At 67.4% G+C, this 15,186-nt stretch carries 14 protein-coding genes; 5 read left to right on the top strand and 9 right to left on the bottom strand.

The features are described from left to right. Positions 1 to 47: 47 nt before the first annotated feature. Entirely contained in the window at positions 48 to 770 is a 723-nt protein-coding gene (locus ACAG20_RS10575) for an enoyl-CoA hydratase/isomerase family protein (RefSeq protein ID WP_193465069.1), read from the top strand. Here the strand turns inward: ACAG20_RS10575 and ACAG20_RS10570 are convergent. Further along, positions 767 to 1,420, bottom strand: a complete 654-nt coding sequence (locus ACAG20_RS10570; protein ID WP_193465068.1) for a TetR/AcrR family transcriptional regulator — start codon at positions 1,418 to 1,420, stop codon at positions 767 to 769. The two genes, ACAG20_RS10575 and ACAG20_RS10570, sit on opposite strands and share 4 nt — an antisense overlap. 110 nt (positions 1,421 to 1,530) lie before the next feature. Here ACAG20_RS10570 and ACAG20_RS10565 point away from each other — a divergent pair, with 110 nt between their 5' ends. From ACAG20_RS10565 to ACAG20_RS10550, 4 genes are read left to right on the top strand one after another with little or no spacing between them, the layout of a single operon-like run. Beyond that, complete coding sequence (locus ACAG20_RS10565) at positions 1,531 to 2,859, top strand: cytochrome P450 (RefSeq protein WP_370492480.1); 1,329 nt, start codon at positions 1,531 to 1,533, stop codon at positions 2,857 to 2,859. Between the two features lie 33 nt (positions 2,860 to 2,892). After that, positions 2,893 to 4,098, top strand: a complete 1,206-nt coding sequence (locus tag ACAG20_RS10560) for a cytochrome P450 (protein WP_370492479.1) — start codon at positions 2,893 to 2,895, stop codon at positions 4,096 to 4,098. A 49-nt stretch (positions 4,099 to 4,147) separates the two neighbouring features. Further along, positions 4,148 to 4,987, top strand: coding sequence for a mycofactocin-coupled SDR family oxidoreductase (locus ACAG20_RS10555; protein ID WP_193465065.1), 840 nt, complete (start codon positions 4,148 to 4,150; stop codon positions 4,985 to 4,987). Positions 4,988 to 4,995: 8 nt separating this feature from the next. Beyond that, a complete protein-coding gene (locus tag ACAG20_RS10550; protein WP_370492478.1) occupies positions 4,996 to 6,054 on the top strand; it encodes a phosphotransferase in 1,059 nt (352 codons plus the stop codon). Positions 6,055 to 6,142: 88 nt separating this feature from the next. Here the strand turns inward: ACAG20_RS10550 and ACAG20_RS10545 are convergent, their stop codons facing one another. From ACAG20_RS10545 to ACAG20_RS10510, 8 genes are read right to left on the bottom strand one after another with little or no spacing between them, the layout of a single operon-like run. Beyond that, a complete protein-coding gene (locus ACAG20_RS10545) occupies positions 6,143 to 8,524 on the bottom strand; it encodes a CoA transferase (protein WP_370492477.1) in 2,382 nt (793 codons plus the stop codon). Between the two features lie 7 nt (positions 8,525 to 8,531). Further along, positions 8,532 to 9,497 carry an enoyl-CoA hydratase/isomerase family protein gene (locus ACAG20_RS10540; RefSeq protein WP_013830359.1) on the bottom strand — a complete coding sequence of 322 codons (966 nt, stop codon included), beginning with the start codon at positions 9,495 to 9,497 and terminating at the stop codon, positions 8,532 to 8,534. A gap of 15 nt (positions 9,498 to 9,512) precedes the next feature. Next, positions 9,513 to 10,628, bottom strand: a complete 1,116-nt coding sequence (locus ACAG20_RS10535) for a Xaa-Pro peptidase family protein (protein ID WP_013830360.1) — start codon at positions 10,626 to 10,628, stop codon at positions 9,513 to 9,515. Continuing rightward, positions 10,618 to 11,862, bottom strand: a complete 1,245-nt coding sequence (locus ACAG20_RS10530; RefSeq protein ID WP_013830361.1) for a Xaa-Pro peptidase family protein — start codon at positions 11,860 to 11,862, stop codon at positions 10,618 to 10,620. The genes ACAG20_RS10535 and ACAG20_RS10530 overlap by 11 nt, the downstream gene beginning before the upstream one ends. Then, a complete protein-coding gene (locus ACAG20_RS10525; RefSeq protein ID WP_013830362.1) occupies positions 11,862 to 13,034 on the bottom strand; it encodes an amidohydrolase family protein in 1,173 nt (390 codons plus the stop codon). Before ACAG20_RS10525 ends, ACAG20_RS10530 begins: the two co-directional genes overlap by 1 nt. Before the next feature lie 23 nt (positions 13,035 to 13,057). Continuing rightward, positions 13,058 to 14,278, bottom strand: coding sequence for a cytochrome P450 (locus ACAG20_RS10520; protein ID WP_049793057.1), 1,221 nt, complete (start codon positions 14,276 to 14,278; stop codon positions 13,058 to 13,060). Positions 14,279 to 14,299: 21 nt separating this feature from the next. Further along, the gene (locus ACAG20_RS10515; protein WP_013830364.1) at positions 14,300 to 14,497 is read right to left on the bottom strand and encodes a ferredoxin; all 198 of its coding nucleotides are present in this window, start codon (positions 14,495 to 14,497) and stop codon (positions 14,300 to 14,302) included. Continuing rightward, a complete protein-coding gene (locus ACAG20_RS10510) occupies positions 14,494 to 15,159 on the bottom strand; it encodes a TetR family transcriptional regulator (RefSeq protein WP_112683941.1) in 666 nt (221 codons plus the stop codon). The genes ACAG20_RS10515 and ACAG20_RS10510 overlap by 4 nt, the downstream gene beginning before the upstream one ends. Positions 15,160 to 15,186 lie beyond the last annotated feature (27 nt).

Here is a 15,186-nt window from a genome sequence, read left to right as displayed (position 1 = left end):
ATGTTATTCTCCTGATCCGAGAATGCCAATATCCTCATTGGAGAGTCATGGTTGATGTCGAGCTGGATGAAGGATTGGCGGTCATCACGATCGATCGTCCCCAGGCGCGCAACGCGATCGCCCCGGAGACGATGGATCAGCTCGATCGTGCTCTTGATGCGGTAGCCGCGGCACGAGCGCTGGTCATCACCGGCGGCGGCGATCGCGCCTTCGTCTCAGGCGGCGATCTCAAGCAACTCGCCGCCATCCGCACCGAAGCGGACGCGCAGGCCATGGCCTGGCGGATGCGGTTACTGTGCGACCGCATCGCCGCGTTCCCCGCGCCGGTGATCGCGGCATTGAACGGCCACGCGCTGGGCGGCGGCGCCGAGGTCGCGGTAGCCGCCGACATCCGGATCGCCGCCGCCGACATCAAGATCGCGTTCAATCAGGTGTCATTGGCGATCATGCCGGCTTGGGGCGGGGCCGAGCGCCTGGCGGCCCTGGTCGGGCACAGTCAGGCGCTGCTGCTGGCCGGCACCGGAACCATGCTCGACGCCGCCGCGGCCGAACGGATCGGGCTGGTGAACCGGGTGGTGCCACGGGAGTCGTTCGAGGCCGAATGGCGTGGGCTGGCGCGGTCGCTGGCCAACCGGTCGGCGGGCGAGATCAAACGGGTGCTGGCCGGCGCGTCGGCGGACGAGGCGGTGGCAGCGTTTGCCCGGCTCTGGGTCTCCGACGAGCATTGGGCGGCCGCGGACGCGCTGCAGCAGCAGCGCAACAACCGCTAGCGCGCAGCGGCACTGGCCGGGAGGACCTGTCCGTCGGCGCCGGTGACCGCTTGCGGCTCGCCCTCGAAGCGATGCAACCACCGCTCCACGAACTCGACGGTCTCGGCATGGCCGAGGGTCATGCCCAGCGCCTCGTGTTCGATGATCAGCATCCGCGACGCGCTGGTCATCAACACCGTCAGCACCGTCGCCGGAAACTCGCCGCCATCGATGCCATAGCGGGCCAGCAGGCCGGCCACCGCCTCAATCTGTTCGGCGCGCAGCCGCTCGGCATAGCTGGCGATCTCCGACCGCAACGCCGCACGCTCGTTGGCCAGCGCCATGAACTGCATGGTCAGCGCGGTCCACGCCGGGTCGGTGTTGAACCGCCACAGCGCCCACAACGGCTGCGGCGACGCCAGCGCCGCGGCCTGCTCGGCCACCCCTTGATCACCCCGACGGCGGAACATCGCCAGGAAAAGATCATCCATGGTCCGGAAGTAGTAGTGCACGAGTTGGTGCTTGAGACCGGCCCGCTCGGCGACGCGGCGCGAGCTGACGGCGGTGTGGCCGGCGGTCAACAAGAGTTCCTCGGCGGCATCGAGCAACCGCAACCGGTTCTTCGCGTCCGGAGCCCCAATTCTGCGCTGCCCCTTACCAGATTCGGGCATACGGTCCGCTCCGCGTCATCACATTCCACCTTTACACGTCCGGCGGCCAGCGTAATGCCGCCGCAACCCTTGCTTCCCGGTCCCGCCCATGCTAAGCAGATGCACAGCACATGTCAGCCCATTCAGCAGAGGGGTCCACGTTGACCGACTTCGACACCATCGACTTCTTCACCGATCAGTCCCTGATACCGGACCCTCACCCGTACTTCGACTACCTGCGGGCCCAGAATCCGGTGACCCCGCTGAACGTCTACGGCGTCGTCGCCGTGACCGGTCACGAAGAAGCGAACGAGGTCTACCGCGACTCTGACACCTACTCCAACCTGGTGGCCGTGGGTGGGCCTTTCCCGCCGCTGCCGTTCGAGCCTGAGGGCGACGACATCAGCGAGCAGATCGAGGCGCACCGCCATCAGATGCCGATGGCCGATCACATGGTCACCATGGACCCACCGATGCACACCAAGGCCCGGTCGCTGCTGAATCGGCTGCTGACACCGAAGCGGCTCAAGGAGAACCAGGACTTCATGTGGCAGCTGGCCGACCGCCAGCTCGACTACTTCGCCGAAAGCGGCAAATGCGAATTCCTCTCCGAGTACGCCCGCCCGTTCGCACTGCTGGTGATCGCCGACCTGCTCGGTGTGCCCGAGGAGGACCGGCCGACGTTCCAGGAGGTGCTGGGCGCGCCGCAGCCGGGCGCCCGTATCGGCTCGCTCGATCACGAGGAGTTGGCCCACGACCCGCTGGCGTGGCTGGACGACAAGTTCAGCGGCTACCTGAATGACCGGCGGGAGAATCCACGCGGCGACGTGCTGACCGACCTGGCCACCGCCACCTACGAGGACGGGTCGATCCCCGAGATCTCCGACGTGGTCAAGAGTTCCACGTTCCTGTTCGCGGCCGGACAGGAGACCACCACCAAGCTGCTCAGCGCGGCGCTGCGGTTCCTGGCCGAGGACCCCGGCCTCGTCGCGCAACTGCGCGAGGACCGCAGCAGGATCCCGAACTTCCTCGAAGAGACCCTGCGGATGGAGAGCCCGGTCAAGACCGACCCGCGGCTGGTGCGCAAGACCACGACGTTGGGTGGCGTCGAACTGAAGGCCGGCACGGTCGTGGTGATGTTCCCCGGGGCGATCAACCGCGACCCCCGCAAGTTCGAGAACCCGCACGAGTTCCGGATCGACCGGCCCAATGTGCGCGAGCACCTGGCGTTCGCCCGCGGCAGCCACACCTGCCCGGGCTCGCCGCTCGCCCGCGCCGAGAGCCGGATCTCGCTGGAACGCATCCTGGACCGCATGACCGACATCCGGCTCGACGAGTCGCAGCACGGACCGGCCGGTGACCGCCGATTCAGTTTCGAACCGACCTTCATCCTGCGCGGCCTGACAGAACTCCACCTGGAATTCACCCCGGTGGCGGCTCCCGTCCCCGCCGGCCTCTGACCGCTGTTCTCCCACCCACTCAAAGGGGCAACCATGACGGTGACCACCACCGACGAAGCGCGCTATGACCCGTACGATGTCGAACTCAACAACGACCCGTACCCGATGTTTCGCCGGCTGCGCGAAGAGGCGCCGTTGTACTACAACGAAGAACACGACTTCTACGCGCTGAGCCGATTCGACGACGTGCACGCCGCGTTGGCCGACTACCAGACCTTCAGCTCCGCCAAGGGTGCCGTCCTGGAGATCATCAAGTCCGGCATGGAGATTCCGCCGGGCATCCTGATCTTCGAGGACCCGCCGATCCACGACATCCACCGCAACTTGATGGCGGGGATGTTCAGCCCGCGGCGGATGAACGCCCTCGAATCGCAGATCCGGGAGTTCTGCGCGCGCTGCCTGGACCCGCTGGTGGGCACCGGCCGATTAGACTTCGTCACCGATCTCGGCGCGGAGATGCCGATGCGGGTGATCGGCATGCTGCTGGGTATTCCCGAGGATCAGCAGCGCCACGTCACCGAGCACGGTGACGCCACCATCCGCACCGAGCCCGGTCAGAAGATGACCGACAACCCGGACGGTCCGATCGCCACCGGTGACGTGTTCGCCGACATCATCGCCTACCGGACCACGAACCCCTCCGATGACCTGATCACCGAGTTGATGAATGCGGAGTTCGAGGACGAACACGGCACCCGGCGCCGAATGTCCCGCGAGGAACTGCACCTGTTCCTCACCGTGCTTGCCACCGCCGGCAGTGAGACCACCACCCGGTTGATCGGCTGGGCCGGCAAAGTGCTGGCCGACCACCCCGACCAGCGCGCGCAGCTGGCGGCCAACCCGGCACTGATCCCGCGGGCGGTCGAGGAGCTGGTCCGGTTCGAGCCGCCGGCACCGCACGCGGCCCGGTACGTCACGCGCGACGTGGAGTACTACGGCCAGACGGTGCCCGAAGGCTCGGCGATGCTCCTGCTGATCGGTGCCGCCAACCGCGACCACCGCCGGTTCCCGCCGGATGGCGACGTGTTCGACATCCACCGGGAACGGCGCCCGCACCTGGGCTTCGGTCACGGCACCCACTTCTGTGTGGGCAATGCCCTGGCCCGGCTCGAGGCGCGGATCGCGCTCGAGGAGATCCTCAAGCGTTTCCCGGAGTGGGAGGTCGACCTGTCGGCGACGCAGATCTCCCCGACGTCGACGGTGCGGGGCTGGGTCTCCATGCCGGCGCTCATTCCCTGAACCCCCTAGTCACCCGAAATTTTCCGCAACAACAGAATTGAGGTTTCCAATGACCGGACGTGTTGAGGGCAAGGTCGCGTTCATCACCGGCGCGGCGCACGGCCAGGGCCGTAGCCACGCGGTGCGGTTGGCCCAGGAGGGCGCCGACATCATCGCGATCGACGTCTGTAAGCCGATCGTGGAGAACTCGCCCATTCCGCCGGCCACCCCGGAGGAGCTGGCCGAGACCGCCGACATGGTCAAGGCGCTGAACCGCCGGATCTACACCGCCGAGGTCGACGTGCGCGACTATGACGCTCTCAAGTCCGCGGTCGATGCCGGTGTCGAGGAGCTCGGCCGCCTGGACATCATCGTCGCCAACGCCGGCATCGGCAACGGTGGCGACACCCTCGACCAGTGCAGCGAACACGACTGGCAGGAGATGATCGACATCAACCTGTCGGGTGTGTGGAAGACCGTCAAAGCCGGTGTGCCGCACCTGATTGCCGGGGGCAACGGCGGTTCGATCGTGCTGACCAGCTCGGTGGGCGGGCTGAAGGCCTACCCCCACTGCGGCAACTACGTGGCCGCCAAGCACGGCGTGGTGGGCATCATGCGCTCCTTCGCCGTCGAGTTGGGGCAGCACAACATTCGCGTCAACAGCGTGCACCCCACCCATGTCAGCACGGGAATGATCATGAACGAGGGCACCTGGAAGATGTTCCGGCCGGACCTGGAGAACCCGGGCCCCGACGACATGGCGCCGATCTGCCAGCTCTTCCACACCCTGCCGATTCCGTGGGTGGACGCGGTCGACATCAGCAACGCCGTGCTCTTCCTGACATCCGACGAGGCCCGCTACATCACCGGGGTGACCCTGCCCGTCGACGCCGGAAGCTGCCTGAAGTAGCCGCGCCGGTGATTCCCGACAGCTGGGAGTCGATAACACCGGAGTGGGTGACCGCTGCCATCAGCGGTCACCACCCCGGCGCGGTGGTGCAAGAGGTCTCGGTCGTGTCGCGCGACGACGGCACCAACCGGCGGGCTCGGCTGGCGCTGCGCTACGCGGCCGGAAGCGGGCCGGCCACCGTCTTCGTCAAGGCGGTCGACCCCGAGCACGCCGATCTAGTCGAGCTGACCAGCGGTCTGTACCACGAGCCGCGACTATTCCTCGCGCAAGTTGAACTGCCACTGGATCATCCGACGGTCTACCGGGCGGTGATCGACGAGCAGCGCCGCGACTTCCTGCTGCTGATGGAGGATGTGGTGGCACGCGGCGCCGACCCGCGCGACGCGACCCGGCCGTTGAACCTCGACGAAGCGGCCCGGGGAGTACGCGGCCTGGCCCGCCTGCACGGGGCGTTCTGGGGTGAACGCATCAGCGGCAATCCCGCGCTGGAGTGGGTGGAGCCGTTCGTGCCGTTCGCCGGTCTGGAGCTCGCACCGCTGGACGTCGCCTACCAGCGACTGGGCGACTCGGTTCCCGCCGAGATCACCGCGATGAGCGGGCCGGAACTCTTCGGCGACATCTGGGCCCGCTACATCCGCAGCCTGGCCCGGGGGCCGCAGACTTTGCTGCACGGCGACCCGCACATCGGCAACACCTACGTGCTGCCCGACGGTGACGTCGGCTTCCTGGACTGGCAGATGGTCCGGCACGGCAACTTCTCGCTGGACCTGGGCTACTTCCTGCAGGGTGCGCTGACCATCGCCGACCGGCAGGCTGCCGAGCGTGACTTGGTCGAGGACTACCGTGGCGCCCTGGGCCTTCCGTCTGCCGAACTACCCTCGGCCGAGGAGATCTGGTTGCACTACCGGGCTTCCGCGGCGCACGGCCTGGCGATCTGGATCGCCACGCTGTCCGGTGGCGACAACTGGCAGCGGCCCGACATCAGCCTGGCGCTCGCGCAGCGCTACGCCGCGGCATTCACCGATCTGGACACCCGGGCGGCGCTGGACGCGCTGGACAAGCCGTAGCCGTTGATCATTGACGCTGAGCCCATGGCGAAACGGTGCGAGAAGGGTGCGCCGTGAGTGCAGCGTCACTGCGACGGCGGGTTGCCGGCTAACCGAGTGCGTTGCCGATCACACCGTCGGCTTCCAGTGCGGCGACCTCGGCCTCGGTGAAACCCAGCTCGCGCAACAGTTCGTGGTTGTGTTCACCGAGCAACGGCGCCGGGCGACGGTGGCACCGGCTGGGCCCGTGCGTCGAACGCACCGGCAGCGTGCTGTGCCGCACCGTCGGGTTCACCGGGTGGGCGACATCTTCGAAGAAGCCGCGATGCGCCAACTGTGGCGATTCGGCCTGCCGGTGCGGTTGCACAGCTTTGGCCACCGGAATCCCGGCCGGCCAGAGCAACTCGACGATCTCATCGCCGCTGCGTTCGGCGCACCAGGCGCCGAGCCGGGAGTCGATGAGATCGTGGTGTTCGCGCCGTCCTGCTGCCGTCGCCAGGCTCGGGTCGGCCGCCCAGGCCGGTCGACCCAGTGCCTCGCAGAGCGCGATCCACTCTTCGTCGGTGCTGATCGCCACTGCGACCCAGCTGTCGAGCCGGCCGAACTCGTCGATATCGGAAGTGCGGTACAGGTTTTGCGGTGCTGCGGTCGGACCCCGATTGCCGTCGCGCTGTAACAGTGCGCCGTAGGCGGAGTACTCGATCACCTGCTCGGCGGCGACGTTGAGGGCCGCATCGACCATCGCCGCTTCCACCAGGATCCCTTCGCCGGTACGACGACGATGCTCCAGCGCCAGCAGCAGCGCGTTGAGGGCGTGCACGCCCGCGTTCGGATCGCCCACCGAATACGGCTCGTAGGGGTTGCGGTCGGGGAAGCCGGTCAGCCAGCTCACGCCGGCGGCGGCCTCGATCGCGTAGGCGAACGCCGGATTGTCACGCCACGGCCCGTCGAGCCCGAAACCGGGCATCCGCAACAAGATCGCGTCGGACCGCAACCGGCGGACCGTGTCGAAATCCAAGCCGATCTGCTCGAGCACCCGCGGGGTGAAATTCTCCACGATCACATCCGCGGTCGCGACCAGCTTCCGCAGAATCTCGCGGCCGGCCTCCCGACGCAGGTCCGTCGTGAGCCCCCGCTTGTTGGTGTTCAGCGCCGAGAAGATCGGTGAACGCTCCCACCATTGCGGTTCACTGGCCGGGATTCCGGCGATGAGCCGGGTGCCGTCGGGTTTGCCGGTCGATTCGATATGGATGACGTCGGCGCCGAGCATGGCCAGCAGATGGGTGCAGCTCGGGCCGGCCCAGAATGTCGTCAGGTCGAGCACCCGAAGGCCGCTGAACGGCCCGGCGTCGTGCTGCTCACCCCCACCGGCAACACGTGCTGGTGGCGGCGTCGAACGGTAGTGCTCGGTATGCTCGCCGAGACGCGGCGCCGGCTGTGGGGGGCCCCAGCTCAGTTGCGGCATCCGATAGGGGCGATCGGGCTGGATGAATCCGCCGCGCGGGTTGGTGACGAAGACCTGCCGCGCCTGGAAGTGATCCAGTTCGGTGACGTTGGCGCCGTTGCCGACCGGGGCGTTGGGGATCCGGAACGCGGTGGCCAGATCCCGGATCTCCTCGACGGTCTGCTCTTTGAACCAGGCGTAGATCTCCTCGGCCTTCTCGTTGGCCTGCTCGGTGATCGACAGCGGCGAGTCCTCGTCGATCCACTCGGGATGCCCGGTCATCGCGCACAGGTCGAACCATTGCTGGGCGGTGCCGCACCCGACATCGACCAGGCCGTCCTTGGCGGAGGCGATACCGGGCACGGTGAGCCTGCGAGTGTCGCGCCAGGGCTTGCCGAGCATCTCGAAGTAGGTCACCGGGTAGTAGGTCAGGCCCATGATCTGTGTCTCGAGCATCGACAGGTCCAACAGGTCACCACGGTCGCGGCGGGCGAACCACGATGCCAGGGTCAGCGCACTGGCGTAAGCGCCGGCGAGGTACTCGCCGATCTGTCCGCCGACGAATGCCGGTGGCCGGTCCTGCGATCCGCGCCCGATCCCGAAGATGCCACCCGACCACGCCTGCAGGGTGAATTCGGTGGCCGGCCGATCGCTCCACGGACCGTCCAGACCGAAGGGCGTGATCGCGGTGACGATCAGATGCGGATGGTCGCGAGTGATCTGGTGGGGCGCAAACGCCGGGTGCTCGGCCAGCGCCGATCCGCGCGACCAGATGACGGCGTCCGCGCCGGAGAGCAACCGGTCCACGAGCGCGGTGCCGGATTCGGGATCGGTGACGACGCTGCGTTTGCCGCCGGACAGAAAGCTGAACAATGCCCCTTCGCCGGCGGTATCGGCACCCGAGGCCGACCAGTACCGCAGTGGATCGCCCTGCGGCGGCTCGACTTTGAGGACTTCCGCGCCGCCGTCGGCCAGCATCTTGGTGCAGTAGGCCCCGGCGATCCCGGTGGAGAGATCGATGGCCGTGAAGCCGTCGAGTGGTGTCACGACGACCTCAACTGTCCTTGCTGCGACTGGACTTGCTCAACCTGAAGTCGGGCGGGAACCTCGAGTCGTTGTCCTTGACCGCTCCGGACAGGCCGGACTCGATGGCCTCATCGAGCATCAGGTCTCCCGCGTCGGGGGCCACCCCGGAGCCCATCGACTCGAAGAACGCCGACAGCAGGCTGCCCATGTACTCGCCCTGGTGCTGCTTGTAGACCTCGAAGAACATCTTCTGCATGAACACCGTGTCGACGGGGCGGTTGCGAGCGCACGCCAGCGCATACTTGTCGACCTCGGCCTCGAGCTGATCGCGCGAGACCACCTTGTTGAGGAAGTTGCACTTCTCCATGTCGGCGGCGGTGAAAGGCCTTCCGGTGAAGACCATCTCGGAGAACTTGCGCAGCCCCATCATCTGCACCCACGTCCACATCCGCGGCCCCCACCCGTAGTAGCGGAACGACGGGTGGCCGAACAGGGCGTCGTCGGAGGAGATCACCAGATCGGCGTCGGCGGCCTGGTAGAAGTGCCAGCCGTAGCAGTAGCCCTTGGCCTCGACGATGCTGATCTTCTTGAGCTCCTGCAGCGGCCGGTTGCCGGCCTGCACGTTGGCGTACCAGGCGCTGATTGTCGCGCCGTTACGGAAAGTCCCCTTCGGCGGATAGTTGACGTCGGTGCCCTCCAAGCGCAGTTCCGCCAACCGCTTCTCGGGCTCATCGACACCTTCCATGAACTCCGGCAGGTCGGCACCGCTGCCCAAGTTGTCTCCGACACCACGGATCACCACCACCTTGACGTCGTTGTCGACGCTGGCGCCGCGCAGCAGGTCCGCATACCGCAGCCGCGCGGACGATGTTGGCGCATTGAGATATTCCGGCCGGTCGAAAGTGATGGTGGCGATCTTGGTGGCCGGGTCCTTGTGGTAGCGGATGATCTCCTCGGCGGACGGCCGGCCCGAGTCCGTGCGCGTGTCTGACATTGGTGTTGTGCTCCTTCAGCTGAACGGACTGGTGGTCAAAACTTTGTGGCCATCTTCGGTGATCAGAACCGCCTCGCGCCCGAACACCGCGCCGACACCGGGCTCGAACACATACCCGGTGACGGCCAGCACCATTCCCGGTTCGAGCCGTTCGGCGCCGGCGGTCTGCGGCAGCCGCGCCGAGACCACCGGCGGGTCGAAACCCATGCCGAGCCCGTGAGCCACCGGCACCGGCGGCAGCGCCTCGCCCGCCGCGGCGTAGGCGTTCAGCAGCTCGCTGCCGGCCGCGCCCGGGCGGCAGGCGCCGGATAGCCGCTGCCACAACGCGTCCCATCGCCGATACAGCGCTGCGGCGTGGCCGTCCGGCGGGCCGCCGGCGACATGGGTGCGTCCCACCTCACCGAGGTAGCCGCCGGCAACCACGGCGGCCGAGATTCCCACCAGGTCCCCGGGCCCGACCCGCCCATCGCCCACTGCCCGTCGCCACGGCTGGTCGCGTGAGGTCACCCAGGCGACGTCCTGGTTCGCCGGAGTGCCCCCAGCCCCGGCCATCGCCTGCATCATCGCCCCGGCCAGGGCCGCCTCACCAACCCCGGGCTGCAGTGCGTCCACCGTTGCGGCCAGCGCCGACTCCGCGACGGCGATGGCGCTGCGCAGCGCGGTCAGCTCGTCGGGCGTCTTGATCGCCCGGGCCGCCCGCATAGCCGGTTCACCGTCGACGAGTTCAGCTTTGGGGAAGGCCAGCGGCAGCAGCTGGGCGAACAGCGGTGAGATCGCGTCGGTTCCGACCCGACGCGCGGTGAGAGCGCCCTCGATATGCGCCAGCGCGGCAATGATATTCGTTGGATTGCACGAGATCTCGTAGAGATTGTCGTGCGGGATGTCGTCGGGGACACCGTCGTCCCAGCTGCTCAGCAGGTGGATGGCGCCCGTTGCGCGCACCAGCACGCAGTTGGGCGAGAACGGCCGGGTGCCGGCCATCCAGCGCTGCGGCGCGCCGGTGACATAGCGGACATTGGCCTGGCGGCCCAGTACCAGCACGTCGAGGTCATGGGCGGCCATCTGGGCCAGCGCACGCTCCCGCCGCCCGCAGCGCAGCCCGGCGACGTCGGGCAGAACGTCAGTGCTCATAGGGCGCAAACGGGTAGTCGGTCAGCGAGATGAAGCCGTCCTCGGTGATCACCACGACCTCTTCGCCGCGGTAACCACCGGTGCCGTCCTCCCACACGATCGGCTCCAGCACCAGCACCATGCCCGGCTCGAAGACGAAATTGCGGTCGAACTCTGCACCCAGGTCGGTGCCGATCTTGGGCATCTCGGTATCGGTCACGCCGATGCCGTGGCCGAGGCAACCGTGCGGCAGCCACGGCCGCACGCCGGCGTTGGCGGCGGTGGCCGCCCGGGCCAGCTCGGCGGCATTGCAGCCCGCGCGGATCACTTCCTGCATGGCCGAGATGATCTCCCGCCACCTCCGGAACTGGGCACGCTGGCGTGACGTCGGTTCGGATCCGGCGATCCAGGTGCGTCCGAGTTCTGAGCAGTACCCGCCACAGCTGATCGAGACCTGGCTCCACAGTACGTCGCCGGCGGTCAGCTCACGCCCGGTGGCCAGCAGTGGCAGCGCCAGCTCACCGTGGGTGGTCCACACCCCGGCGGACCTGCTGGCCGGCATCACTTGCCAGATCGGTTCGAACATGCTGGCGTCCGCGCCCAATTCGAACGCCCGCCGCAGGAAGTGCGCGGACAGGTCGAGTTGGCGGGCGCCGGGCGCCAGCATCGCCTGCGCGGCGGCCATCGCCTGCTCGGTGATCCGGCAGGCGGAGCGGATGTAGGACAGCTCATCGGCGGTCTTGATCAACTTGGCGTCGGAGACCACCTGTATCGCATCGATCGGCCGTCGGCCGGGAAAGAGGTGCTGCTGAGCGCGACGCATGGCACCGGTGCACTCGTCGACGCCGATTGCGGAGCCAGCCGGAATGAGTTCGGCGATCTCCTTGGCGAACTGCGCTACCCCTTCATCGAATTCGAGGTACACCGGCCCGTGCAGGTGATCGGCCGGCAGCTCCGGGTTCTCCGAACCGCCTCGGTGGAACGGCAGGAACAGATGCGGGTGGGGGTCATCGGCGAGGACCACCGCTACCGGTCGGTCCACGTGGGACAGTCCGGCGTCGCCGAGCCGCCGGCTGGTTCCGGTCGCGTAGGTGACGGCGTCGTTGCCCAGCAGCACCAGGGCGTCGATTCCGCGTTCGGTCATCGCCGCGCGCAACCGGGCGCCGGTCTCTCGACGTAATCGGGCGCGGTCCGGGACATCTGCGATCTCAACGCTGCCGGCCGCGGCCGGCAGCGTTGCCGCAGCCGGCCCCATCAGACCCCCAGAAACTTCTTGATGTTGGTGCTCACCACTTTTGCAGCATCCTCGGGTCCCAACGCGTTGACCACGCTGGTCAGTGACTTCTCCGAGTAGCCGAAGGTGCTCTCGTTGTGCGGGTAGTCCGACGACCACATCACCTTGTCCACCCCGATCTCGTCGATGAGCCGCAGGCCCAGCGGATCGACCATGAACGACGCGCTCATGTTGGTGTTCCAGTAGTGCCGGATCGGATGCTCCAACTGGTGGTTGAACATGTGCTGATAAGAGGCGAGCAGATGTTCGGCGTCCTGCAACGCCGAGGGCACCCAGGCGATGCCCCCTTCGAACCAGCCGACCCGCAGGCCGGGGTTCTGGTCGAGGATCCCGCCGAAGATGTACTTGGAGAACATCTCCCGGAACGAGTCGACATTGATCATCATGCCGACGACGACACTGTTGACCTCACACGGGGTTTTCGGCGGGGTCTCGCCGATGTGGTGGGTCACCGGCAACCCGGCCGCCTCGATCTCATCCCACACCGGGCGCATCGTCGCGCTGGAGTAGTCGATGACATTGCCGTCGTCGTCCTTGCCTGGGTTCAGCGGCAACAGAAACGTCTTGAGGCCCAGCGATTTCAGCTCTTCCAGGTTGCGCCGGGTGCCGACCGGATCCCACCAGTTGATCAGGCCGACCCCGTAGAAGCGGCCGCCGGAGCGCTCCTGCAGCTCGGCCATGTGCTCGTTGTAGATGCGGAAGACACGCTCCCGCAGTTCCTTGTCGGGGAAGTGAAACAGCGCCAGCACCGCATTGGGGAACGCCAGCTCCTTGTCGACACCGTCGCTGGCCAGCTCCTGGATCCGGGCCTCGATATTGCTGCTGGCGGCGCCGGCCAGGTCGTCGTACTGCATCAGCACCGCCGAGAAGTCGCCCGGCAGGAAAGTCTGACCCTTGCGCCCGACCATGTAGGCGCCGTCCTCATACCAGATCCGGGGTGCCTTGTCGCGCAGGTCCTCGGGAAAGCGCTGATAGAAGATGTCGTCGGCTATCGAGATGTGGTTGTCGGCGGAGAACACCTCGGTCCCGGCCGGCAGGCCGACATCGCGTCCGGCCTGCCCGCGGCGGTCCTTGGGCGCCCCGTAGCCACCGGGGGGATAGAACGTGGCGTCTCGAGTAGTTGTGCTGGACATGTCAATCCACTCCAATCGGGCGGTTACCAGGTGACGGGGAGTTCGTAGACGCCGTAGGCGAGGCGGTCATTCTTGAACGGGATCTCATCGACGCTCACCGCGAGCCGCAGCGTCGGTATGCGGCGGAACAGCGTGCGGAAGGCGATCACCATCTCGGCGCGCGCCAGCTGCTGGCCCACGCACTGGTGCGGGCCGAACCCGAAGGCCATGTGCTGGCGGGCCGGCCGGGCCAAGTCGAGCAGCTCGGGCTCGGGGAAGACGGCGGGGTCCCAGTTGGCCGGCGCCAGGTCGATGATGATGCCCTCTCCGGCGCGGATGGTCTCACCGCCGATCTCGATGTCCTCCAAGGCGACCCGGCGCTGGCCGGTGTGGATGATCGACAGGTAGCGCAGCAGTTCCTCGACCGCATTGGCGATCGCGGCGTCGTCGTCACCGCGGAACACCGCGGTGCGCTCGTCGATCTTGTCGGCCTCATGCAGCAGGGCCACGATGCCCAGGCCGATCATGTTGGCCGTGGTCTCATGGCCGGCGATCAGCATTCCGGTACCGAGCTGGGTGGCCTCGCGTATCGATAGCTCCCCGTCTTTCACGCGCTTGCCCAGGGCGGAGACCATGTCGTCGGCCGGCTCGGCCATCCTGGTCTCCAGCAGCCGGACCAGGTACTTCGACAGTTCGGTGGCACCCTCAGCGAGGTCGTCGGAGGTGGCGTTGCGGTCCACCCCCATGGTGGCGTGCTGCTGGAAGAATTCGTGGTCCTGGTAGGGAACACCGAGCAGTTCGCTGATCACCAGGGAGGGAATCGGCAGCGCGAATCCCTCGATCAGGTCGGCCGGTTGCGGGCCGGCCAGGATGGCGTCCAGGTGTTCGTCGGTGATCCGTTGCGCCACCGGGGTCAGCGCGTCGACGCGTTTCATGGTCAGGGCCGGGGACAGGATCCGCCGGTAGCGGATGTGTTCGGCGCCATCGGTGGTGAACACCGACTTGGGCCGGTGGTCGACGCTGGCGCGCATCATCTCGTTCCAGTGCGGAAAGCCCGGCTGGTGGTCGTCGACGCTGACCCGGGGATCGGAGAACAGCGTGCGCACCGCCTCGTAGCCGGTGATCAGCCACGGCGTGCTGCCGTCCCAGATCCGCACCCGGCTCAGCGGGGCCTGCGCAGCCAGCGCCATAGTCTCCGGCGGCGGGGCGAACGGGCACCGGCCGTCCCGACTCATCGGGTACTCCGGCGTTTCGGTGGCCGCCATGGTGGTTGCGTCGGTCACGCTCTACTCCTCAACGATCTTGATTGCTCGGGACGGACACACTGCGACCGCCTGACGAACGGCGTCGGCCAATTCGTCGGGCGGGTTCTCATCGAGCAGGACGACGACGCCGTCCTCATCACGCTGGTCGAACACCCGGGGTGCCAGTGCGGCGCACTGCCCCGAGGACGCGCAGATGTTCTGGTCGGCGGTGACTTTCATGGCGAACCTCCCTGCACTCCGGTGACCGGCGCCAGCCACAACCCCACGATCGCGTCGATGAGGCCGGACCCGGCCTCCGCCCAGCTGATGGACGCCGACGAACCCGACGCCAGCGCACGTTCATGGTCGGCGCAGGTGTGCATCAACAGGTTTCGGGCCATCACGTTGCGGCCCTGGCGGACCGGCACCGGAAGGTCCGGCAGGCAACGGTTGATGCCGTCGATGACCTGCACCAGCGACGGCGAACTGAGCGCGTCCTTCACGACGATGTCGTGGTAGGCCGGATCGGCCATCACCTGTGCGGCGAACCGCGCGTACCAGGTCGGGTTACCCAGCGCGGCAAGGTGGTCGGTTAGCGGCCGAACCAGGCAGGACACCCAGTCGCGCAGTTCGGTGGAATCGGCGGCAGCGGCGACCAGCTGTTCGCGCAACCGCTCGACGGGGGCCCGGTGCCGGCGTTCGATCTCGCGCACCAGGTCGGTCTTGGTGCCGAAGTGGTAGCCGACGGCGGCGTTGTTGCCCTGTCCGGCGGCCTCGCTGACCTGCCGGTTGGAGACGGCGAACACCCCGTGGTCGGCGAACAGCCGTTCCGCGGCGGTCAGGATCGCCTCCCGCGTGCTGTTGGCCCGCTCAGCCCGCACGGCCCGATCAGCGGTGGTCACGGCGCCAGTCAACCCCGTCCAGACAAT

The organism is Mycobacterium sp. pW045 (assembly GCF_041287085.1).
In the GTDB taxonomy this organism is placed as follows: Bacteria; Actinomycetota; Actinomycetes; order Mycobacteriales; family Mycobacteriaceae; genus Mycobacterium; species Mycobacterium algericum_A.
This window is presented reverse-complemented; position numbering and strand designations above follow the sequence as displayed.

What these genes read in the sequence shown, in the direction of transcription:
- ACAG20_RS10575 (WP_193465069.1), top strand. Translation starts at nt 48, where the DNA reads ATGGTTGATGTCGAGCTGGATGAAGGATTGGCGGTCATCACGATCGAT.
- ACAG20_RS10570 (WP_193465068.1), bottom strand. Translation starts at nt 1,420, where the DNA reads ATGCCCGAATCTGGTAAGGGGCAGCGCAGAATTGGGGCTCCGGACGCG.
- ACAG20_RS10565 (WP_370492480.1), top strand. Translation starts at nt 1,531, where the DNA reads ATGTCAGCCCATTCAGCAGAGGGGTCCACGTTGACCGACTTCGACACC.
- ACAG20_RS10560 (WP_370492479.1), top strand. Translation starts at nt 2,893, where the DNA reads ATGACGGTGACCACCACCGACGAAGCGCGCTATGACCCGTACGATGTC.
- ACAG20_RS10555 (WP_193465065.1), top strand. Translation starts at nt 4,148, where the DNA reads ATGACCGGACGTGTTGAGGGCAAGGTCGCGTTCATCACCGGCGCGGCG.
- ACAG20_RS10540 (WP_013830359.1), bottom strand. Translation starts at nt 9,497, where the DNA reads ATGTCAGACACGCGCACGGACTCGGGCCGGCCGTCCGCCGAGGAGATC.
- ACAG20_RS10535 (WP_013830360.1), bottom strand. Translation starts at nt 10,628, where the DNA reads ATGAGCACTGACGTTCTGCCCGACGTCGCCGGGCTGCGCTGCGGGCGG.
- ACAG20_RS10530 (WP_013830361.1), bottom strand. Translation starts at nt 11,862, where the DNA reads ATGGGGCCGGCTGCGGCAACGCTGCCGGCCGCGGCCGGCAGCGTTGAG.
- ACAG20_RS10525 (WP_013830362.1), bottom strand. Translation starts at nt 13,034, where the DNA reads ATGTCCAGCACAACTACTCGAGACGCCACGTTCTATCCCCCCGGTGGC.
- ACAG20_RS10520 (WP_049793057.1), bottom strand. Translation starts at nt 14,278, where the DNA reads ATGGCGGCCACCGAAACGCCGGAGTACCCGATGAGTCGGGACGGCCGG.
- ACAG20_RS10515 (WP_013830364.1), bottom strand. Translation starts at nt 14,497, where the DNA reads ATGAAAGTCACCGCCGACCAGAACATCTGCGCGTCCTCGGGGCAGTGC.